We start from the raw sequence: 20098 nt of genomic DNA on the forward strand, positions 1-20098 counted from the left end.
CGACGCCAAGGTGCGCACACCGTCGAACCTTCGCCTGCGGATGATCGCCAGCGTCGCGATGATCGTGATTGCAAGTGCGGCGCTGTGGTTCGGCGGGATCGCCTTCTGGCTGCTCGCGGTCGTGATTGCGCTGTTCATGATGGCGGAATGGTCCGATCTCCAGCATGCGCCCGCGCGGCAGAAGCGCATCACGCAATATAGCCTGTCGGTACCGCTCGCGGTGATGGCGCCGGCATCGCTGGTGCTGGTGGTGCACGATTTCTTCTCGCTCGGACTGCTGGCGGGCGCGGCGTTCTTCGCCGCGGCGGTGACGCGGCGTAGCGCGCTCGGCGTCGGCGTAGTCTATTGCGGGCTTCCCGTTCTCGCGCTGGTGTTTCTCCGGCGACAGGAGGAGGGGCTGCTCTGGGCGTTCTGGGCGCTATCGCTGGTGTGGGCGACCGATATCGGAGCGTTCTTCAGCGGTCGCTCGATCGGCGGGCCTAAGCTCGCGCCGCGGCTGTCGCCGAACAAAACATGGGCCGGCCTGATCGGCGGCGTGGCGGCGGCGAGCGCGCTCGCGGCGATCCTGCACGTGCGTTACGGTCTGCCGTGGAGGATGACGCTGGCGACGCCGGTGCTCGCGGTGATCGCGCAGGGCGGCGATCTTTACGAGAGTTGGCTCAAGCGCCGCGCGGGCGTCAAGGATTCGGGCAACATCCTGCCGGGGCACGGCGGTGTGCTCGATCGGCTCGACGGCGTCGTTCCGGTCGCGCCGCTCGCCGCGCTGCTCGTGGTCGCGCCCTACCTCTACCGATGAAGACGATCACCATCCTCGGGGCGACCGGATCGATCGGTACGTCGACGCTAGATCTCGTCGAGCGATCGCCTGACGCGTTTTCCGTCGTCGCGCTGACGGCGAATCGCGACGTCGATCGGCTCGCCGCGGCGGCGATACGAACGCGCGCCAAGCGCGCTGTCGTGGCGGACGAGACGTGCCTGCCCGCACTGCGGACGGCACTCGCTGGCACGGGCGTCGAGGCAGCGGGGGGCGAAGCGGCGGTTACCGAGGCGGCGGCGATGCCGGCGGATGTCACGGTCGCGGCGATCGTTGGTTGCGCCGGGCTGCGCCCGGCGATGGCGGCGGTGGAGCAGGGCAATACGCTGGCGCTTGCGAACAAGGAGGCGCTGGTCTCCGCGGGCGACGTGATGAACGCCGCGGTCGCGCGCCACGGCGCGACGCTGCTGCCCGTCGACAGCGAGCACAGTGCGATCTTCCAGTGCCTTGATAGCGCGCTTGCCGATCGTGTCAGTCGGATCATCCTGACAGCGAGCGGCGGGCCGTTCCGCGAGCGGCCGCTCGACGCGATGCGCGAGATCACGCCGGCGCAGGCGGTGGCGCATCCGAATTGGTCGATGGGCGCGAAGATCTCGGTCGATTCGGCGACGATGATGAACAAGGGGCTCGAGCTGATCGAGGCGTTCCACCTGTTTCCCATCGCGAGCGAGCAGATCGAGATCGTCGTCCACCGGCAGTCGGTAATCCACTCGATGGTGGAATATGTCGACGGCTCCGTGATCGCGCAGCTCGGCACGCCGGACATGCGCACGCCGATCGCCTGCGCGCTGGCGTGGCCCGATCGCATGCTGACGCCGGGTGAGCGCCTCGATCTCGTCAAGGTCGGGCGGCTCGACTTCGACGCGCCGGACCTTGAGCGCTTCCCTGCGCTCGCGCTCGCGCGTGCCGCGCTCGAGGCGGGCGGGGCACGCCCGGCGATCCTCAACGCCGCGAACGAGGTGGCGGTGGCGGCGTTTCTCGCGGGGCGGATCGGGTTCCTCGAAATCGCCGCAATCGTCGCCGATACGCTCGCTTGCTACGATCCGGCAGCACCGGATACCCTCGACGCGGTGTTGCACGTCGATCGCGAGGCGCGGGTGCTGGCGGATGAGCGTGTGAAGGAACGCGTTGCTTGATTGAAAACCCCGGCCTGCTGCTCACGCTGCTCGCCTTCGCGCTGGTGATCGGACCGCTCGTGTTCGTTCACGAGATGGGCCATTACCTTGCCGCGCGCTTCTTCGGCGTGAAGTCCGACGCCTTCTCGATCGGCTTCGGGCGCGAGATCGCCGGCTGGACCGACAAGCGGGGAACGCGATGGAAGATCGGCTGGATGCCATTGGGGGGCTACGTCCGCTTCGCCGGTGACATGAACGCCGTCAGCCAGCCGTCGGCCGAATGGCTCGCGCTGCCCGCTGCCGAGCGCGCACAGACGTTCCAGGCGAAGCCCGTTTGGCAGCGTGCGATCATCGTCGCGGCCGGGCCAGTCGTCAATTTCGTCCTCGCGATCCTGATCCTGTCGGGCTTTGCGCTTGCCTATGGCGACACGCGGACGCCGCCCGTCGTCGGCGAGGTCGTCGCCGGCAGTGCCGCGGCACGCGCGGGCGTGCAGGCGGGCGATCGCATCGTGCGGCTCGGCGATCGCGACATCGCGATCTTCGAGGACATGCTGTCCTACACGCGGATCCATCCCGGCGAGGCGATCGATGTTGCGCTGGAGCGCCGCGGCCAGCCGCTGACGCTGCCGGTGACGCTCGGTGTCCAGGAGCAGGTCGATCGCTTCGGCAACCGCTATCGCATCGGCATGCTCGGCATCGGGCGCGGCGAACGCGTATCGGTACCGGTCGGCCTGCTCGAGGCGCCCGTCGTCGGCGTACGGCGGACCGGCGAGATCGTATCGATGATGGTCGAGACGATCGGCCAGATCGTAAGCGGGCGACGCTCGGTGAAGGAGCTCGGCGGGCCGCTGTCGATCGCCAAGGTATCGGGCGAGCAGATCACGCTGGGGCCCGACGCGTTCGTCTTCCTCATTGCGCTGGTGTCCATCAATCTGGGGTTCATCAACCTGCTGCCAGTTCCGATGCTGGATGGCGGCCACCTGCTCTTCTACGCGATTGAGGCGGTGCGCCGCCGCCCGGTCGGCCCGGCGGTGCAGGAATGGGCGTTCCGCGGTGGGCTAGCCGCGATCCTTGCCCTGATGCTGCTGGTGACGTTCAACGATCTTGGGAATTTCGGCCTTTGGCGCAATCTCGCCCGCTTGATCGGTTGACGAATCAAGGGCAGGGCGCGCGCGCAGGGGCTTGTTTGGGCTTACCGGGGTGGGATTGGTGACTGTTTTGAACACTTCGTCTGCTCGTTCGCGCTCGGCGGCATTGCTGCTTGGCTGTACCATGCTCGCTGGGGTGCCGTCTGTTGCCGCTGCGCAGAGCGCGGCGCCGACTGCTTCCGCACCGGCGACGCCGTCGCCCGTCGCGCCGCCGGTGCAGCGCGTGATCCGCTCACTTCGCGTCGAGGGATCACAGCGCGTCGAGCCGGAGACCGCGCTCAGCTATACTAAGCTGCGGATCGGCCAGGCTTACACCAACGAGACGCTCGATCAGGCGATCAAGGACCTGTACGCGAGCGATCTGTTCGCCGACGTGACGGTGGCCGGTGCCGAAACGGGCGACATCGTGCTGCGCGTGCGCGAGAACCCGATTATCAACCGCGTGATTCTTGAGGGCAACAAGCGCCTCAAGGAAGACAAAATCACCAAGGAGATCAAGCTCAAGCCGCGGCAGGTGTTCACCCGCAGCGCGGTGCGCCAGGATGTCGCGCGGATCGTCGAACTCTATCGTCGTCAGGGCCGCTTCGCCGCCAGCGTCGATCCAAAGATGGTCGCGCTCGACCAGAACCGCGTCGACGTGGTGTTCGAGATCAGCGAGGGGCCAAAGTCCAAGGTCCGCCAGATCAACATCATCGGCAACGAAGTGTTCTCCGACGACAAGCTGCGCGAGCAGATGGTGACGAAGCAGGCGCGCCTGTTCCGCCTGCTGTCGTCGAACACGACCTACGATCAGGATCGCCTTGCCTACGACCAGCAGAAGCTGCGGCAGTTCTACCTGACCGAAGGCTATGCCGACTTCCGCGTGACGAGCGCCGTCGCCGAGCTGACGCCCGATAAAGAAGACTTCATCATCACCTACGTGGTCGAGGAAGGTCCGCGCTATAAATTCGGTGACATTACCGTCGACAGCGATATTCGCGACTTCGACGACAAGGCGCTCGCCAAGACGCTCGCGGTAAAGAAGGGTGATTGGTATAACGCCAAGATGGTCGAGGATACCGTCGACGGGCTGAGCCAGACGACGGGCCTGTTCGGTTACGCCTTCACCGAAATCAACCCGGAGTTCCAGCGCGACAAGGACGCGCTGACGATGTCGATCAACTTCCACATCGCGGAAGCCAAACGGTCGTACATCGAGCGGATCGACATTACCGGCAACACGCAGACGCAGGACAAGGTGATCCGTCGCGAGATCCGCCTTGCGGAGGGCGACGCGTTCAACAGCTTCCAGGTGAAGCGCTCGCAGGACCGCATCAACAGCCTCGGCTACTTCCAGGAGAAGTTCGAGATTAAGCAGACGCCGGGCACGACGCCTGATCGCGTCATCCTAGGCGCGAACGTCGAGGAAAAGGCGACGGGCGAATTGCAGCTGTCGGCGGGCTTCTCGAGCCTCGAGCGGTTCATCGTCCAGTTCAACATCACGCAGCGCAACTTCCGCGGCAAGGGTCAGGAACTACGGCTCGGCGTCAACTATTCGAGCTATTCGAAGTCGATCGAGGTCGGGTTCACCGAGCCGTATTTGTTCGACAAGAACATCGCCGTCGGCGTCGACGTGTTCCGCCGTGACTTCAACGCATTCAACTTCGTCAACAATAATCGCGAGACGACCTACAGCCAGGTCTCGACCGGTTTCCAGCTGCGCGCGGGCGTGCCGCTGACCGAGTTCTGGTCGCTGTCGGCGCGCTACGGCCTCTCGTACGACGAGGTCGGCCTCGATCGCGACACCTTCTTCCGTGACGGGCAGTGCGACCGTATTCTCGCCGGCCGCTATCTATGCGAGGCGTTGGGCAACCGGCTGACGTCTTCGGTCGGCTACTCGCTGATCTACGACAGCCTCAACAGCCGGCTTCGCCCGTCGTCGGGCCAGCGCTTCACCTTCAGCCAGGATTTCGCAGGCCTCGGCGGTGACGTGAAATATCTGCGCACGCGCGCCGATGCGGCGAAGTACTGGGGGCTGGGCAGCGGCTTCATCCTGTCCGCGCTGGCGGAAGGCGGCTACATTTTCTCGTTCGAGAGTGACCGCGGCGAAGGCGTCGATGCTGTGCGCATCACCGACCGCTTCTATCTCGGCGAGCCGCAGTTCCGCGGTTTCGACATTCGCGGCGTCGGGCCGCGCGTGCAGCGCCTGCCGTACACCACCGATGCGACCGGCAAGCAGATCCTGATCACCGATCGCCAGCAGATCACCGACGACGCGCTGGGCGGCAAGGCCTATTACCTCTCGCGGCTGGAACTCGAGATTCCGCTCGGCTCCGGCGCGCGCGAACTCGGGCTGCGGCCGTCGGTCTATGTCCAGGCAGGCAGCCTGTTCAACATTCGTCGGCCGCTGCCGACGGTGACCTTCCCGACGACGACAGATGCTGCGGGCAATACCGTCGTTCTGCCGCTGCCGGTTACCGATACGGCCGGCAATCCGCTGTTCTCCTACGCCAATGCACAGGGGCTGGCGGTGACGACGACCTGCGCCGCCGGCCTGCCCGACGGCAATGGCAATTGTAACGGCATCCTGCCCAACACGCCGCAGATCCGCTCGCAGCCGTTCCTCGAGCGGTTCCTGGGCGATTCGCCGACGCCGCGCATCTCGGTCGGCTTCGGCGTCAACTGGACCTCGCCGTTCGGCCCGCTGCGTATCGATATCGCGCGCGCGCTGAAGAAGCAGCCGGGCGACGACGACAAGCTTATCACCTTCAACGTAGGGACTCAGTTCTGATGACCAAGATCAAGACCATGCTGCTCGCCGCCGCGCTCGTCGCGCCGGCTGCCATCGCCGCCGGTTCGGCCAGTGCGCAGGTGTCGGGCATCGCTGTCGCGAACCCCGAACAGGCGGTCGCGAACTCGCGCGCCTGGACGACTGCACGCGGCCAGATCCAAACGCAGTACAAGACGCAGATCGATCAGGCGACCGCACGTCGCACTGCGATCGAGAACGAGCTGCGACCGCTCGTCACCGCCTATCAGACCGCGGCGCGCGCACCTGGTGCGAGCGAGGCATCGCTCCGCCCGCAGGCGCAGGCGATCCAGACCAAGCAGCAGGCCGCGCAGCAGGAACTCGGCCGCCTGACGCAGCCGGCGCAGCGCGCGGAGGCCTATGCGCTCGAGCAGATCAGCACCAAGCTGAACGACGCCGTGCAGGCGGCGGTGCGCGCGCGCAACGTGACGCTGCTGCTTCGCCCGGAAGCCGCGCTGTTCGCGCAGCCGGCGGCGGACGTGACGCCGGCGATCACTGCCGAACTCGACAAGCTCGTCCCCAGCGTCGGCATTACGCCGCCGGCAAATTGGCAGCCGGGCCAGCAGGGTCAGCAGGGCCAGGCCGCTGCCGCCCCGGCGCAGCAGCGCCAGCAGCCGCAGGGCCGCTGAGCCGTAACCGCATGAGCGAGACGACGACCAAAGCCGCCATCGGCTCGTTCGACGTGACGCGCGTGATGGCGGCGCTGCCGCATCGCTACCCGATGCTGCTCGTTGATCGCGTCGAGCGGCTGGTGCCCGATGAATCGATCACCGCGATCAAGGCGGTGACGATTAACGAGCAATTCTTCCAGGGGCATTTCCCCGGCCGCCCGATCATGCCGGGCGTGCTGATCGTCGAGGCGCTGGCGCAGGCCGCCGGCGTCCTCGCGGTCGAAAGCCTCGGGCTCGCGGGCACCGGCAAGCTCGTCTACTTCATGTCGATCGACGACGTGAAGTTCCGCAAGCCGGTGGAGCCGGGCGTTCTGCTGCGGTTAGAGGTGTCGTTCGTGCAGAAGCGCGCGCGCGTGTGCAAGTTCGCCGGCAAGGCCCTGATCGACGGCGATGTCGCCGCCGAATGCGCGTTCACCGCGATGATCGCGGATCCTCCCGCCGCGGCGTGATGGATCGGCTGACCGCGTTCGGGCTCGTCGCGGTCAGCCTGATGCTCGTCTGCTACGCACTGGAGGATCGATCGCCTTGGTGGGTGCTCGGCTTCGCCGGCGCTTGTGCGCTCGGTTCGACCTACGGCTTCCTGCAGGGCGCGTGGCCGTTCGGCGTGGTAGAGGCGATCTGGTCGCTGGTCGCGCTGCGCCGCTGGGCCACCTTGCGCTGACATTGCGTGCGTCACGCGGCTCTGCTAGGCGCGCGCCTTCCTTCTCGGCTGGTCGGTAACCAGCCATCTCGGAGACAGAATGTGAAGAAAGATACCCACCCCGACTATCACATGATCAAGGTGCAGATGACGGACGGCACCGTGTACGAGACGCGCTCCACCTGGGGCAAGGAAGGCGACACGATGACGCTCGAGATCGATCCGCTTGCGCACCCGGCGTGGACCGGCGGCAAGGGTCAGATGCTCGACAGCGGCGGTCAGGTCGCGCGCTTCAATAAGCGCTTCGGCGGCGGGCTTACGCTGCGTAAGTAATCATCGATTAACTACCGCGGGCGTAGCGTTCAGCTATGTTCGCGGCGGAATTCGAAACAGCGGAAATGAATGGCCGGCGCCGCAGCCCGCGCGCGCCGGTCTCGTTCGACGCAAGCATGGGGCAGGGCGGGCTCGGGCGCACCTTGTGCAAGGTCGTCGATATCTCGCTCCACGGCGCACGCATCCAGAGCTATTCCGCGCTACGTCGCGGCACGACGATCTGGCTCAATTTGCCCGAGATCGGCCCGGTCGCCGCCGATGTGCGCTGGGCGGATGATTTCACCGCCGGCTGCCAGTTCAAAAAGCCGCTCGACAAGGCCGCGTTCGAACGCCTCACCGAGCGCTAGATCGCTGGCGGATGGGGTGGGATTCGAACCCACGGTGAGCTTCCACCCACGACGGTTTTCAAGACCGTTGCCTTAAACCACTCGGCCACCCATCCGTGCAACGCCCTGTGCCGCGGTGCGATGATGCGTGCAAGCCCGGCGATGATTGGCGGTTCCGCGCGAGCCCGCCGTGTGTCACACAGCGCGGGTGAGGGGTATCAACACCATGTTCCGCCGCCTGCGTATCGGCATCGCCGCGTCCGCGCTCGCGCTCATCTCCGGATCTGCCGGCGCGCAGACCGAGGGATCGCGCAGCGAGGCAGGCTTTCAGGCGTATCTGTCCGAACTGCGCGCGCAGGCGCTGCGCGAGGGTGTCCGCCCTTCGACCATCGATGCCGTCCTGCCGACGCTTACCTATAATCAGCGTGTCGTCGACCTCGACCGGCAGCAGCCGGGCAACCCCGGCTCCACCGCGACCCCGCCGTTCGCCCCGTACAAGGCGCGTCACGTCGATGCGGCGCGGATCGGCCGCGGGCGCACCGCCTACGCCGCCAATCGCGCGCGCCTTGCGCGGGTCGAAGCCGAAACGGGCGTGCCCGAATCGATCATGGTTGCGATCTGGGGGCATGAGACGAACTACGGCAGCTACACCGGCAATTTCGATCTACTGCGCAGCCTTGCCTCGCTCGCTTATGACGGGCGTCGCCGCTCGCTGTTCGCGAGCGAGTTCGTCGCGACGCTCAAGATCCTCGATCGCGGTATTCCGCGCTCGACGCTGGTCGGCAGCTGGGCCGGCGCGACGGGCAATCCGCAGTTTCTGCCGTCGATCTACATCCGTCTTGCCAAGGACGGCGATGGCGACGGGCGGGCGGACATCTGGAACAGCCAGGCCGATACGCTCGCCTCGATCGGCAATTACTTCGTCAATGCCGGATGGCGGCCTGGTCAGCCATGGGGCATCGCCGTCAGCGTGCCCGCCGGCTTCGATCGCAGCGGGCAGGCCAATCGCCTGGTATCGCCCCGCTGCCCGCGGGTGTTTGAGCGGCACAGTGGGTGGCGCACCATGGCGGAGTGGCGCGCGCTCGGCATCGTGCCGCAGGGTGGCGGCTGGCCCGGCGACAATGTGCTCGCGACGCTGATGGAGCCGGACGGTCCCGGTGCGACGGCGTATCTCCTCACGGGCAATTATCGCGTGATCCTTGACTATAATTGCTCGAATTTCTACGCGCTCTCGGTGGGTTTGCTGGCGGATGCCGTCGAGCGCTGAGGTTGGCGGCGGCGCGGTGGCGCTGCTTTTGCTCACGGCCTGTGGCGGCGCGCCGAGCGTGCCGCTCACACCTGCCGCGGCAGTTGATCGCGCGGCGGCGCCGGTGCTGCCGACCGCCGTTCCCGCGGCGCCGGTCCGCTACGACGCGGTCGGCTATGCCAGCTGGTACGGCGAGGAACTGGCGGGGAACGACACCGCGTCGGGCGGCGCCTTTGATCCCGGCGCGATCACCGCGGCGCATCGCACCTTACCGCTCGGCTCGTTCGCCGAGGTGACGTCGCTAGACAGCGGGCGCACGATCCTGGTGCTCGTCAATGATCGCGGCCCCGGCCGACTGGATCGTGAGATCGATCTGTCGCGCGGCGCAGCGCAAGCACTCGGCACCAGCAATCGGGCGATGGCCCCCGTACGGGTGCGTGCCAGCGCGGCGACCGCGGCCGATGCCGCCTCGCTCGCTGCGGGCCGCTCGGCGAACGCACGCCTCGATGCGCCCGCCGCGCTGCTCGCCTCGCTTCGCGCCCGGCTGTCGACATACACGCCGCCGATCCAGCGCACCGCCGACGCGCGCCGATCGCCACGCGTCGCGCGCGCTGCGATCGGGGTCGACACGTTGCTCGTCCAAGTTGCCGCCTTCTCCAACGCCGCCCGCGCGCAGGCATTGGCCGATCGGCTGCGCGGCTCGGTGACCGCCGAGGGCGGCGTGTATCGCGTCCGCCTCGGCCCGTTCGTCGACCCCGTATCCGCCGAACGGGCACGTGACGCGGCGGCGCGGCGCGGCTATGGCGATGCCACGATCGTCGTCGAGCCGTGAGCGTCGCCGTCCAGCTTCCACCGTCCAGCCCCGAGTAGAGCGTCCATGTCCAAGCTTCTGTCGTATCTCGCGTTGCCCGCGATCGCGCTGTCGGTCGCCTATCCCTCCGCCGCCTCGGCGCCGCAGTTCCAGACGGTCGCGCCGGTCGCGTTCATGGAGGATCTGTCGTCGGGCGCGGTGCTCTTCGCCAAGGATGCCGACCGTCGCATGCCGCCGGCGTCCATGGCGAAGATGATGACGGTGTTCGTTGTGTTTGACATGATCAAGCGCGGCGAGCTCAAGCTCGACACCGAGTTCGAGGTGCGGCCGGAGACCTGGCAGCGCTGGCACGGCCCGGCGGCCGGATCGACGATGTTCCTGTCGGTCGGCGAGAAGGTGTCGGTGGCGAACCTGCTCTACGGCGTCGTCGTCCTTTCCGGGAACGACGCCTGCGTCGTGCTGGCGGAAGGAATCTCGGGCACCGAGGAAGCCTTCGTTCAGCGGATGAACGAGGTGGCCAAGCGAATCGGGCTCGACAACAGCCATTTCGGCACGTCGAACGGCTGGCCCGACAACGGCGTCACCTATGTGACGGCGCGCGATCTGGCGAAGCTCGCCGCCACGACGATCCAGGAGCATCCGAGCCTCTACAAGCAATTCTATTCGCGGCGTGAATTCACCTGGGGCAAGACGCTCGGCTCGGGCAGCGACATCACGCAGGCGAACCGCGATCCGCTGCTAGGCCGCGTCGCCGGTGCCGACGGGCTCAAGACCGGCCATACCGAGGAGGCGGGCTACGGCTTTACCGGATCGGCGGAGCAGAACGGACGCCGTCTCGTCATGGTGCTCGCCGGGCTCACCAGCTTCAACCAGCGCATCTCCGAATCGGTGCGCTTCATGGATTGGGGCTTCCGTGCGTGGCAGGCGAAGCCGATCGTGAAGCAGGGCCGCAAGGTGGCCGATGCCGAGGTTCAGCTGGGCGGCGCCTCGAGCGTCGGGCTCGTCGCGCCGCGTGACTTGAAGGTTGCGCTGCCGTCGGGCGCCGTGCCGGCGATGTCGGCAAAGGTCGTCTATCAGGGGCCGATCAAGGCGCCGATCAAGGCAGGCGCGCATGTCGCCGACCTCGTCGTCACCTCGCCCGGGCTCCCTGAGCAGACGCTGCCGCTCGTCGCCGAGGCGGATGTCGCGGAGGCGGGTTTCTTCGGCCGCGCCTGGGCCGGCCTGACGGGCATGTTCGGATGACGGGTCGCTTCCTCTCGCTCGAAGGGGGCGAGGGGGCGGGCAAATCGACCCAGGTGCGTGCGCTCGCGGCAACGATCGAGGCGCGCGGCGCTACTGTGGTGGTCACCCGCGAGCCGGGCGGCAGCGAGGGGGCGGAGGCGATCCGCAGCCTGCTAATGCATGGCGAGGTGTCGCGCTGGGATGCGCGCGCGGAGGCGCTGCTGTTCGCCGCCGCGCGTGCTGACCATGTCGAGAAGGTGATCCGTCCGGCGCTGGCGGCCGGTCACTGGGTGATCAGCGACCGGTATCTCGATTCGACGCGTGCCTATCAGGGGCTCGCAGGCGGGATCGATGACGCGGCGATTATGGCGCTGCACGCATTCGGCAGCGGCGGCCTGCTGCCCGATCGGACGATCGTGCTCGATCTGTCGGTGCAGGAAGGCGCACGGCGCGCAGCGCTGCGCGACCAAGGCTTTACCGACCGCTTCGCGCGGCGCGGCGAGGATTTCCACCACCGCGTCGCTGAGGCGTTCCGCAGCTTCGCCGAACGCGAGCCGGCACGCGTGCGCATCGTCGACGCGGCGCGGCCTCCGGAGGCGGTCACGGCTGCGATCCTCGTTGAACTGGCCGACCTGCTGCCGTGAGTACGATACGCGGCCATGCAGCGGCGCAGGCCGCCTTCGATGCGGCCGCCGCGAGCGGGCAGATCCACCACGCGTGGCTCCTCACGGGCGCGCAGGGCATCGGCAAGGCGGCCTTCGCGCGGGAGGCGGCGATCGGCCTGCTCGCCCGAAGCGCAGGCCATGCCGCCGACGATCGCACGCGATCGCTGATCAATGCCGGCGCGCATCCTGATTACCGCATCCTCGAACGCCTGCCGAAGGACGGCAAGCCCGACGGCGACCTCGCGCGTAGTATCACCATCGCGCAGGTCCGCAGCCTCCAGCCGCTGTTCGCGACGACCCCATCGCTTGGCCCGCGCCGCGTCGTGCTGATCGACGCGATCGACGATCTCGAGCGCGCCGGAGCGAACGCTTTGCTCAAGAACCTCGAGGAACCGCCGGCGGGCACTGTGTTCCTGTTGATCAGCCACGCGCCCGGTCGCCTGCTGCCGACGATCCGGTCGCGCTGCCGCCTGCTGCGGTTCGAGCCGCTGGCTGAACGCGACATGCGCACGGTACTTGCCGATCTTCTGCCCGAGGCATCTGTGGAGGAGCAGGACGCGCTGGTGCGTGCCGGTTGCGGTGCCCCGGGCCGCGCACTGCGCTTCGCCGGGCTCGACCTCGACAAGATCGACGCGGCGCTCGGCACGATCGCGCGTGACGGCGATCGCACCAACGCCGAGCGCGTCAAGCTGATGCGCGCCTTGTCGCTCAAGGCGGCGCAGCCGCGCTACGAGGCGTTCCTCGATCGCGTGCCGACGTTCCTCGCCGAGCAGGCGCCGTATCGCGCTGGCGAGGCGTTGCGCGACGCGCTCGACGCCTATGACGAGGCGCGCGCGATCGCCGCGAGCGCACGGTCGCTGTCGCTCGATCCGGGCGGCACGGTCTTCGAACTGGCAGGGGTGGTCGCGCGGCTCGCGCGATAGTAGAGGCGCTGCCCATGGGCGAGCCCTTCTATATCACCACCGCGATCAGCTACCCCAATGGCAAGCCGCATATCGGCCACGCCTATGAGGCGATCGCAGCCGACGCCATCGCGCGTTTCCAGCGCCAGGCGGGCCGCGACGTCCGCTTTCAGACCGGCACCGACGAGCACGGGCTGAAAATGGTGCAGACCGCGCGGGACCGCGGTGTCGCGGTCGCCGATCTGGCCGCGGAAATGTCGTCGCTTTTCCGCGCGATGTGCGACGATCTGGGGATTTCCTATGATCGGTTCATCCGCACCACCGATGCCAATCACTATCGCGCGAGCCAGGCGATCTGGCGCGCGATGGAGGCGGCAGGTGACCTCTACCTCGATCGCTACGAGGGCTGGTATTCAGTGCGCGACGAGGCGTTTTACGACGAGAAGGAACTCGTCGCGGGCGACGGTGACGAGAAGCTGTCGCCGCACGGAACGCCGGTGACCTGGACGGCCGAGGAGACGTGGTTCTTCCGATTGTCGAAGTATCAGCAGCCGCTGCTCGACCTGTATGGCAACAATCCCGACTTCATCCGTCCTGAATCGCGCCGCAACGAGGTGATGCGCTTCGTCGAGGGCGGCTTGTCCGACCTGTCGGTGTCGCGCACCAGCTTCGACTGGGGGGTGCCGGTGCCGGACAGCCCAGGCCACGTCATGTACGTGTGGGTCGATGCGCTGACCAATTATCTGACGGGTGCTGGCTATCCCGATAAGGCCGCGCCCTATTGGCCGGCCGATCTTCATCTGATCGGCAAGGACATCGTCCGGTTTCACGCGGTCTACTGGCCGGCGTTCCTCATGTCGGCGGGCATTGCGCTCCCCAAGTCGGTGTTCGGCCACGGTTTTCTGCTCCACCGCGGCGAAAAGATGTCGAAGAGCCTCGGCAACGTCGTCGATCCGGGCGATCTGGCGGACGCGTTCGGTGTCGATGCGCTGCGCTACTTCCTGCTGCGCGAAGTGAGTTTCGGGCAGGACGGCAGCTATTCCGCCGAGGCGATCGTGACACGCATCAACGCCGAACTCGCCAACGCGTTCGGCAATCTGGCGCAGCGCACACTTTCATTCATCGCCAAGAACCTTGCGGGAGAGCTGCCCGAGGCGGGGCGGGCGGATGACGCCGACGGTGCGCTGATCGAGGAAGTCATCGTCGCGGCAGCGGGGCTGAAGGCAGCGTTCGGCGACCTGATGCTGAGCCACGGGATCGAAGCGTGGATGCGCGGCGTCGTCGCGTGCAACCAATATATCGACGTGCAGGCGCCGTGGAGCCTGCGCAAGACCGATCCCGATCGCATGCATGCCGTGTTGCGGACGCTGGTGCGCGCGATCCGCATTCTTGCCATCGCCATCCTGCCCGTCGTGCCGAAGGGCGCCGGTACGATCCTCGATCAGCTGGGCGTCGAAGAGGGCGAGCGTGATCACGCGGCGGTCGACGATGATGACTGGTACGCGCGCCGTGCCGCCAGCGGCGTGCCCCTCGCGGCACCGTCGCCCGCTTTCCCGCGCCTCGAACTGCCGGCGGACGTCGCCTGATGCTCGCCGACAGCCACTGCCACCTCAATTACAAAGGTCTGGTGGAGGAGCAGCAGGCGGTGCTCGCCCGCGCCCGCGCGCGCGGCGTGACGGCGATGCTCAACATCGCGACGCGCGAGAGCGAGTGGGATGACGTCCTCGCCACCGCGGAGCGGGAGCCCGACGTCTGGGCGACGGTGGGTATCCATCCGCACGAGGCCGATCAGCATCCGCACGTCGATACGCAGCGCCTCGTCGCGCGCGCCGAGCATCCTCGCGTCGTCGGCGTGGGGGAAAGCGGGCTCGACTATTACTACGACCATTCCGATCGCGCGCGGCAGCAGGCGAGTTTCCGTGCGCATATCGCCGCCGCCCGCGAGGCTGGCGTGCCAATCGTCGTCCACACCCGCGATGCCGAGGAGGATACCGCGGCGATCCTTCGCGACGAACTGGGGAAGGGGGCCTTCACCGGCGTCATTCACTGTTTCACCGGCACGGGCGCCTTTGCTGACGTCGCGCTCGATCTCGGCTTCTATATTTCGCTGTCCGGTATCGTGACGTTTAAGAGCGCGCGCGATCTGCAGGAGACGGCAAAGCGGCTCCCGCTTGAGCGGCTGCTGATCGAGACCGACGCGCCGTTCCTCGCGCCCGTGCCGCATCGCGGCAAGCCGGGCGAACCTGCCTTCGTTGCCGATACGGCCAGCTTTCTGGCGACGCTGCGCGGTGACGAGCTCGAGGAATTGCATGAGGTTACAGCGCGTAACTTCCATACGCTGTTCAGCAAAACGGCGACGGCCCGCGGATGAAGGTGACGATGCTCGGCTCGGGGACGTCGTCGGGCGTACCGCGGATCGGCAACGATTGGGGTGCATGTGATCCCAACGAATCGCGCAATCGCCGCACCCGCGTATCCATTCTGGTCGAGACGGCGGATACCAAGATCCTCGTCGATACCGGTCCCGACATGCGCGCGCAGCTTCTAGCGGCGGGCGTCGGCACGATCGACGCGGTGATCTGGACGCACGAACACGCCGATCACGTGTTCGGCATCGACGACCTGCGGCAGGTTTATCATCTGCTCGGCCATCCCGTGCCGGGTTATGCGCGGGCGGCGACGCGGGAGCGGCTGGAAGCGATGTTCGGCTATGTCTTCCACGGTCGCAGCGGCTACCCGCCGACGGTCGCGCTGCATGAGCTTCCTGATCGGCTTCGTATCGGATCGATCGACATCAGCGTGGTCGATCAACCGCACGGGTCGATTACCTCCGCAGGCTTGAGGTTCGACTATCAGGGCGTCGCGGCCGGCTACGCGACCGATATCAGCGCGATGACAGCTGCGATGCGCGCGCACTATGCAGGGCTGGACTTGCTGATCGTCGATGCGCTTCGCGAGCGACCGCATCCGACGCATCCTGATCTCGGCCAGGCGCTCCGCTGGATCGAGGACTTGAAGCCCGGCCGCGCAGCGCTGACGCATATGGATCAGTCGATGGATTATGCGACGCTCGTCGCGAGGCTGCCGCGCGCCGTAGAGCCGGGCTACGACGGCCTAGCGTTCGAGCTATGATCGGCGGCGCACAGATCGCGCTTATCGCGCTCACGCTGGTATTGCCGCTAGCGGCTCTGATCGCGCGCCGGCCGCCGCTCGGCACGACGATCAAGCTTGCCGCCATCTGGATTGCGATCTTCGCAGTGGTCGTTGCGGTCGCTGCGCTGATCCGTAGCTAAAACCGCTACTCATGTATTCACAAGGAATTTAACATAATATATATTATCGGCGTAGTGTATGACTGATCGGGTGCCCCCCCTCAGCCGTCTGCTCGAAATCATGGTACGGCTGCGTGATCCGGTGCACGGCTGCGAGTGGGACCGAGAGCAGACGGTGCAGACGATCGCGCCCTACACGATCGAGGAAGCATTTGAGGTGGCCGACGCCTGCGCGCGTGGCAACATGGCGGATCTGAAGGACGAGCTTGGTGACCTGCTGCTCCAGGTCGTATTCCACAGTCGTATCGCAGAGGAAGCGGGTGCGTTCGACTTCGACGACGTTGCAGCGGCGATCGGCGACAAGATGGAACGGCGCCACCCGCACATCTTCGGCGAAGCATCCGACGGCGGGCATCATCTATGGGAAGCGATCAAGGCGGAGGAACGCGCGGCTCGCAGCGATCCGAGCGCGCTGGCGGGCGTTGCGCTCGGGCTGCCTGCGCTGATGCGCGCTGAGAAGCTCCAGAAGCGCGCGGCGCGCGTCGGCTTCGACTGGCCGGACGCCGATGGCCCGCGCGCCAAGATCGACGAGGAGCTAGCGGAAGTTGCTACCGCTTCCGGCGCTGCCGCCATGACCGAAGAAGTCGGCGATCTGCTGTTCGCCGTGACGAACTGGGCACGCCATCTTGGCGTTGATCCCGAGGCTGCATTGCGCGCCGCAAATGCCAAGTTCGAGCGGCGCTTTCGTGCGATGGAAGATGCTGCCGGCGGATCGATCGACGGTCGCGATCTCGCCGCGCAGGAGGCCCTGTGGCTGCGCGCGAAGCAGGCCGAGCGCGAAGCCGACTAAGCGCCGTGGATGTCGCGCTGCTCGCCGTGGCGCTCGACGAAGCGGCGATGATCCGCCGGTGACAGGCGCACGTCGTAATGCGCCCCTGCCTCGTCCACGCTGTGATCGATCACCTCGCCATGCTGATGCAGCCAGGCGGCAGCGGCGCCGTCAGCGGTATCGAGCGTCAGCGCGTAGCGGCGATGCCCTTGGGTCAGCCGATCGGCGAGCGTCCGCAGCAGCGTGTCGACCCCTTCCCCGCCGAGCGCCGAGACGGCGACGACATCCTCGCGGCGGGTCGCCTCGGCAATCATCTCGTCATGCGCCGCGGGGTCGAGCAGATCAACCTTGTTCCACGCCTCGATCATCGGCGTCCCCTCGGGAAGGCCGAGATCAGCGAGAACGCCTTCGACGTCGGCCTTTTGCGCCAGCGTGTCGGGGTGCGCGACGTCACGGACATGCACCAGCAGATCCGCCGAGACGACCTCTTCGAGCGTCGCCTTGAACGCGGCGACGAGCTGCGTCGGCAGTTCGGAGACGAAGCCAACGGTGTCCGACAGGATCGCCTTGTCGATGCCCGGCAGGCTGATCTGCCGCAGCGTCGGATCAAGCGTGGCGAAGAGGAGGTTTTCAGCCATCACGTCGGCGCCGGTCACGCGGTTGAACAGCGTCGACTTGCCGGCATTGGTGTATCCGACGAGCGCGATCACCGGCCACGGCGCGCGCTGGCGCCGCTCGCGGTGAAGCCCGCGGGTCCGCGTCACCTGCTCGAGTTCCCGGCGCAGCCGCGCCATGCGATCACGGATCAAGCGGCGATCGGCCTCGATTTGGGTCTCGCCCGGGCCACCGAGGAAGCCGAAACCGCCACGCTGCCGCTCGAGATGGGTCCAGCTGCGCACGAGGCGGCCGGCCTGATAATCGAGGTGGGCGAGCTCAACCTGCAAGCGGCCCTCGGCGGTCGCCGCGCGCTCGCCGAAGATCTCGAGGATCAGCCCGGTGCGATCGATCACCTTCGCTTCCAGAGCGGTCTCGAGATTGCGCTGCTGGATCGGCGAGAGCGATGCATCGAACACGAACAGCGAGGCTTCGTGCTGGCGCCCGAGCGTCGCGAGCTGCTCGACTTGCCCGGAGCCGATCAGCGTCGCGGCGCGCGGTGCACGCACGCGCACCGCCTGCCGCTCGACGACCTCGACGCCGATCGCCGCGGCAAGCCCGGCGGTCTCTTCAAGCCGCGCGTCATTGTCGCGCGACGAGCCGCCGAGGTCGGGGAAGACAACAACGGCGCGTGCGCCGCGCGAGAACTCCTCGCGGTCGCGATCGAATCCCTGGGTCAATCTTCGTCCGACCCGCTGGTCTCTTCGGCGAGATTGAGTGGCCGCGCCGGCTGAATCGTCGACACCGCGTGCTTGTAGACGAGCTGAGAAGTGCCGTCGCGCTGGAGCAGCATGCAGAACAGATCGAACGCGGCAATCTGGCCTTGCAGCATCACACCGTTGACGAGGAACATGGTGACCGAATCATCGGACTTGCGCACCGCATTGAGGAAAACTTCCTGTAACAGCGGCTGCTTCTTTCCCGTCTCGCCGAGCTGATCGACGATCGCGCCGACATCGATCTGCGCGCCTGGCATGATCGTCGAGATCGCGTGCTTGTAGATCAGCTGGCTCTGCCCGTCGCGGCGCAGCAGGACGGAGAAATTGTCAAACCAGGTGACGATGCCCTGGAGCTTGACGCCCTTGACCAGGAACAGCGTGACGGGGGTCTTCGATTTGCGCAGTGCGTTGAGGAACAGATCCTGAAGCGAGCTTTGCTTTTCGGCCATGCCGTGATGCCCTTCGTTCTTGGCGGGGTTTGCCCCGCGATGCGCCGGTACCCGGCGTCGGATTGCGGCCCTTGCGGCCTGCCGACCGCAATGTAGGAAGCCGGACCGTCCCGGTCCAGCACCCTCAATCGTCGCGCGTTTCAGTGATCCCAAGCAGCTTCAGCTTGCGGTGCAGCGCCGAGCGTTCCATTCCGATAAAGGTGGCGGTGCGCGAAATATTCCCCGAAAAGCGCCGAATCTGAACCTTCAGATACTCGCGCTCGAACGATTCGCGTGCCTCGCGCAGCGGCGCGCCCATGATCGCGTTGCCGCCCCCCCCGCTCTGCTGATCGCCCAGCACCTCGGCGGGCAGCAGATCGATGTCGATCCGACCGATGCGATCGCCCGGCGCCAGGATGATCGTGCGCTCGACGACGTTGCGCAGCTGGCGCACGTTGCCGGGCCAGTCGTACGATTGCAGCGCCACCATCGCGTCCGCCGCGATTTCCGGCGTCGGAACGCGGCGGTCGGCGGCGTAGTGCGCGACGAAATGCTCGACCATCGGCGGGATGTCCTCGCGTCGCTCGGCGAGCGAGGGGATCGTGACCGGCACGACATTGAGGCGATAGTACAGGTCCTCGCGGAACCGCCCCTCGGCGATCTCGTGCGTCAGATCGCGCCCCGTCGCCGACACGACCCGCACGTCGACCTTAACGACGCGCGTGCCGCCGACGCGAGTGAAGCTCTGATCCGTCAGCACGCGAAGGATACGCCCCTGCGTGGTGATTGGCATGTCGGCGATCTCGTCGAGGAACAGCGTGCCGCCGTGCGCCTGTTCGAGCAGGCCGGGGCGAACGAGGTCCCCCCCCTCCTCCACGCCGAACAATTCCTCCTCGACACGCTCGGGCGTCATGTTCGCGGCGCTCACGATCACGAACGGCGCCGTCGCGCGCTGGCTCCAGCCGTGCAGCAGTCGCGCCGCGACTTCCTTGCCGACCCCGGCGGGGCCGTTGATCATCACGCGGCTGCCCGTCGCGGCGACGCGCTTCAGCGTCGCGCGCACGCCGTTGATCGCGCTCGAGCTTCCAGTGAGATCTGTGTCGCGCCCGCTCGAGGCGCGCAGGCTCGCCACCTCGCGGCGTAGTCGCTCGGTTTCGGTCGCGCGCTCGACCATCAGAAGCAGGCGCTCGGCCTGGAACGGCTTCTCGATGAAATCCGCCGCGCCCTGCCGGATCGCGGCGACCGCGGTGTCAAGGTTACCGTGCCCCGAAATGACGAGCACCGCCACCGACGGATCGCGGCGCTTGATCTCTGCGAGTAGCTCAAGCCCGTCGAGCCGCGATCCTTGCAGCCACACATCGAGCAGCACGAGACTCGGCCGGCGCTCGGCGATCGCGGCGAGCGCCGCGTCGCTGTCCGCCGCGGTGCGCGTGTCATATCCCTCGTCCTCGAGCACGCCCGAGACGAGTTCGCGGATGTCGAGCTCGTCGTCGACGACGAGAATATCTAGCGCCAT

General features: G+C 67.0%; 22 protein-coding genes and 1 tRNA gene. 19 read left to right on the forward strand and 4 right to left on the reverse strand.

Features of this window, described 5'->3' with window-relative positions; translation table 11 throughout:
* Nucleotides 1–40 precede the first annotated feature (40 nt).
* The 9 genes from B7L05_RS07485 to B7L05_RS07525 all read left to right on the forward strand — a co-directional run bounded on the left by B7L05_RS07485 (nt 41) and on the right by B7L05_RS07525 (nt 7856).
* Nucleotides 41–796, forward strand: coding sequence for a phosphatidate cytidylyltransferase (locus B7L05_RS07485; RefSeq protein ID WP_085809834.1), 756 nt, complete (start codon nt 41–43; stop codon nt 794–796).
* Nucleotides 793–1950 carry a 1-deoxy-D-xylulose-5-phosphate reductoisomerase gene (locus tag B7L05_RS07490; protein WP_085809650.1) on the forward strand — a complete coding sequence of 386 codons (1158 nt, stop codon included), beginning with the start codon at nt 793–795 and terminating at the stop codon, nt 1948–1950. Before B7L05_RS07485 ends, B7L05_RS07490 begins: the two co-directional genes overlap by 4 nt.
* Entirely contained in the window at nt 1947–3080 is a 1134-nt protein-coding gene (rseP, locus tag B7L05_RS07495; RefSeq protein WP_085809651.1) for an RIP metalloprotease RseP, read from the forward strand. The genes B7L05_RS07490 and rseP overlap by 4 nt, the downstream gene beginning before the upstream one ends.
* Nucleotides 3081–3201: 121 nt before the next feature.
* Nucleotides 3202–5847, forward strand: a complete 2646-nt coding sequence (bamA, locus tag B7L05_RS07500) for an outer membrane protein assembly factor BamA (protein WP_179187149.1) — start codon at nt 3202–3204, stop codon at nt 5845–5847.
* The gene (locus tag B7L05_RS07505; RefSeq protein WP_085809652.1) at nt 5847–6494 is read left to right on the forward strand and encodes an OmpH family outer membrane protein; all 648 of its coding nucleotides are present in this window, start codon (nt 5847–5849) and stop codon (nt 6492–6494) included. Before bamA ends, B7L05_RS07505 begins: the two co-directional genes overlap by 1 nt.
* 11 nt (nt 6495–6505) lie before the next feature.
* Nucleotides 6506–6985 carry a 3-hydroxyacyl-ACP dehydratase FabZ gene (gene fabZ, locus B7L05_RS07510; protein ID WP_085809653.1) on the forward strand — a complete coding sequence of 160 codons (480 nt, stop codon included), beginning with the start codon at nt 6506–6508 and terminating at the stop codon, nt 6983–6985.
* Nucleotides 6985–7197 carry a hypothetical protein gene (locus B7L05_RS07515; protein ID WP_085809654.1) on the forward strand — a complete coding sequence of 71 codons (213 nt, stop codon included), beginning with the start codon at nt 6985–6987 and terminating at the stop codon, nt 7195–7197. Before fabZ ends, B7L05_RS07515 begins: the two co-directional genes overlap by 1 nt.
* Nucleotides 7198–7278: 81 nt before the next feature.
* Nucleotides 7279–7509 (forward strand): 50S ribosomal protein L31, encoded by a 231-nt coding sequence (gene rpmE, locus B7L05_RS07520; protein ID WP_085809655.1) that lies wholly within the window; start codon nt 7279–7281, stop codon nt 7507–7509.
* 65 nt (nt 7510–7574) lie between these two features.
* Nucleotides 7575–7856, forward strand: a complete 282-nt coding sequence (locus B7L05_RS07525; RefSeq protein ID WP_256926650.1) for a PilZ domain-containing protein — start codon at nt 7575–7577, stop codon at nt 7854–7856.
* Between the two features lie 5 nt (nt 7857–7861).
* Here the strand turns inward: B7L05_RS07525 and B7L05_RS07530 are convergent.
* Nucleotides 7862–7951: transfer RNA gene (locus B7L05_RS07530), tRNA-Ser, on the reverse strand.
* A gap of 110 nt (nt 7952–8061) precedes the next feature.
* Here B7L05_RS07530 and B7L05_RS07535 point away from each other — a divergent pair.
* The 10 genes from B7L05_RS07535 to mazG are packed head-to-tail and all read left to right on the forward strand — an operon-like array spanning nt 8062 to nt 16802.
* Entirely contained in the window at nt 8062–9102 is a 1041-nt protein-coding gene (locus tag B7L05_RS07535) for a lytic transglycosylase domain-containing protein (protein ID WP_085809657.1), read from the forward strand.
* Nucleotides 9103–9118: 16 nt separating this feature from the next.
* Complete coding sequence (locus B7L05_RS07540) at nt 9119–9913, forward strand: septal ring lytic transglycosylase RlpA family protein (RefSeq protein ID WP_179187150.1); 795 nt, start codon at nt 9119–9121, stop codon at nt 9911–9913.
* 45 nt (nt 9914–9958) lie between these two features.
* Nucleotides 9959–11134 carry a D-alanyl-D-alanine carboxypeptidase family protein gene (locus B7L05_RS07545; protein WP_085809659.1) on the forward strand — a complete coding sequence of 392 codons (1176 nt, stop codon included), beginning with the start codon at nt 9959–9961 and terminating at the stop codon, nt 11132–11134.
* Entirely contained in the window at nt 11131–11757 is a 627-nt protein-coding gene (gene tmk, locus B7L05_RS07550; RefSeq protein ID WP_085809660.1) for a dTMP kinase, read from the forward strand. Before B7L05_RS07545 ends, tmk begins: the two co-directional genes overlap by 4 nt.
* Complete coding sequence (locus tag B7L05_RS07555) at nt 11754–12701, forward strand: DNA polymerase III subunit delta' (protein WP_085809661.1); 948 nt, start codon at nt 11754–11756, stop codon at nt 12699–12701. Before tmk ends, B7L05_RS07555 begins: the two co-directional genes overlap by 4 nt.
* Before the next feature lie 14 nt (nt 12702–12715).
* A complete protein-coding gene (metG, locus tag B7L05_RS07560; protein ID WP_085809662.1) occupies nt 12716–14266 on the forward strand; it encodes a methionine--tRNA ligase in 1551 nt (516 codons plus the stop codon).
* Entirely contained in the window at nt 14266–15051 is a 786-nt protein-coding gene (locus B7L05_RS07565; RefSeq protein WP_085809663.1) for a TatD family hydrolase, read from the forward strand. The genes metG and B7L05_RS07565 overlap by 1 nt, the downstream gene beginning before the upstream one ends.
* On the forward strand, nt 15048–15812 hold the full coding sequence (locus B7L05_RS07570; RefSeq protein WP_085809664.1) for an MBL fold metallo-hydrolase: 765 nt from the start codon (nt 15048–15050) through the stop codon (nt 15810–15812). Before B7L05_RS07565 ends, B7L05_RS07570 begins: the two co-directional genes overlap by 4 nt.
* Nucleotides 15809–15973 (forward strand): hypothetical protein, encoded by a 165-nt coding sequence (locus B7L05_RS17405; RefSeq protein WP_179187151.1) that lies wholly within the window; start codon nt 15809–15811, stop codon nt 15971–15973. Before B7L05_RS07570 ends, B7L05_RS17405 begins: the two co-directional genes overlap by 4 nt.
* Before the next feature lie 58 nt (nt 15974–16031).
* A complete protein-coding gene (mazG, locus tag B7L05_RS07575; protein WP_085809665.1) occupies nt 16032–16802 on the forward strand; it encodes a nucleoside triphosphate pyrophosphohydrolase in 771 nt (256 codons plus the stop codon).
* Here the strand turns inward: mazG and hflX are convergent.
* Genes hflX through B7L05_RS07590 form a run of 3 tightly spaced genes read right to left on the reverse strand, consistent with a single transcriptional unit; the run spans nt 16799 to nt 20098 of the window.
* Complete coding sequence (gene hflX / locus B7L05_RS07580) at nt 16799–18115, reverse strand: GTPase HflX (protein ID WP_085809666.1); 1317 nt, start codon at nt 18113–18115, stop codon at nt 16799–16801. The two genes, mazG and hflX, sit on opposite strands and share 4 nt — an antisense overlap.
* Nucleotides 18112–18732: an RNA chaperone Hfq gene (gene hfq, locus B7L05_RS07585; RefSeq protein WP_375601251.1), complete on the reverse strand. Its 621-nt coding sequence runs from the start codon at nt 18730–18732 to the stop codon at nt 18112–18114. The genes hflX and hfq overlap by 4 nt, the downstream gene beginning before the upstream one ends.
* Entirely contained in the window at nt 18728–20098 is a 1371-nt protein-coding gene (locus B7L05_RS07590) for a sigma-54 dependent transcriptional regulator (protein ID WP_085809668.1), read from the reverse strand. Before B7L05_RS07590 ends, hfq begins: the two co-directional genes overlap by 5 nt.

Source organism: Sphingomonas sp. TZW2008, assembly GCF_002117915.1.
GTDB lineage: Bacteria > Pseudomonadota > Alphaproteobacteria > Sphingomonadales > Sphingomonadaceae > Sphingomonas.

Bases quoted from the DNA above. Each gene is read 5' to 3' on its own strand.
- B7L05_RS07485 (WP_085809834.1), top strand. From the start codon at position 41: ATGATCGCCAGCGTCGCGATGATCGTGATTGCAAGTGCGGCGCTGTGG.
- B7L05_RS07490 (WP_085809650.1), top strand. From the start codon at position 793: ATGAAGACGATCACCATCCTCGGGGCGACCGGATCGATCGGTACGTCG.
- bamA (WP_179187149.1), top strand. From the start codon at position 3,202: ATGCTCGCTGGGGTGCCGTCTGTTGCCGCTGCGCAGAGCGCGGCGCCG.
- B7L05_RS07505 (WP_085809652.1), top strand. From the start codon at position 5,847: ATGACCAAGATCAAGACCATGCTGCTCGCCGCCGCGCTCGTCGCGCCG.
- fabZ (WP_085809653.1), top strand. From the start codon at position 6,506: ATGAGCGAGACGACGACCAAAGCCGCCATCGGCTCGTTCGACGTGACG.
- B7L05_RS07515 (WP_085809654.1), top strand. From the start codon at position 6,985: ATGGATCGGCTGACCGCGTTCGGGCTCGTCGCGGTCAGCCTGATGCTC.
- B7L05_RS07525 (WP_256926650.1), top strand. From the start codon at position 7,575: ATGAATGGCCGGCGCCGCAGCCCGCGCGCGCCGGTCTCGTTCGACGCA.
- B7L05_RS07535 (WP_085809657.1), top strand. From the start codon at position 8,062: ATGTTCCGCCGCCTGCGTATCGGCATCGCCGCGTCCGCGCTCGCGCTC.
- B7L05_RS07545 (WP_085809659.1), top strand. From the start codon at position 9,959: ATGTCCAAGCTTCTGTCGTATCTCGCGTTGCCCGCGATCGCGCTGTCG.
- tmk (WP_085809660.1), top strand. From the start codon at position 11,131: ATGACGGGTCGCTTCCTCTCGCTCGAAGGGGGCGAGGGGGCGGGCAAA.
- metG (WP_085809662.1), top strand. From the start codon at position 12,716: ATGGGCGAGCCCTTCTATATCACCACCGCGATCAGCTACCCCAATGGC.
- B7L05_RS07565 (WP_085809663.1), top strand. From the start codon at position 14,266: ATGCTCGCCGACAGCCACTGCCACCTCAATTACAAAGGTCTGGTGGAG.
- B7L05_RS07570 (WP_085809664.1), top strand. From the start codon at position 15,048: ATGAAGGTGACGATGCTCGGCTCGGGGACGTCGTCGGGCGTACCGCGG.
- B7L05_RS17405 (WP_179187151.1), top strand. From the start codon at position 15,809: ATGATCGGCGGCGCACAGATCGCGCTTATCGCGCTCACGCTGGTATTG.
- mazG (WP_085809665.1), top strand. From the start codon at position 16,032: ATGACTGATCGGGTGCCCCCCCTCAGCCGTCTGCTCGAAATCATGGTA.
- B7L05_RS07590 (WP_085809668.1), bottom strand. From the start codon at position 20,098: ATGGCGCTAGATATTCTCGTCGTCGACGACGAGCTCGACATCCGCGAA.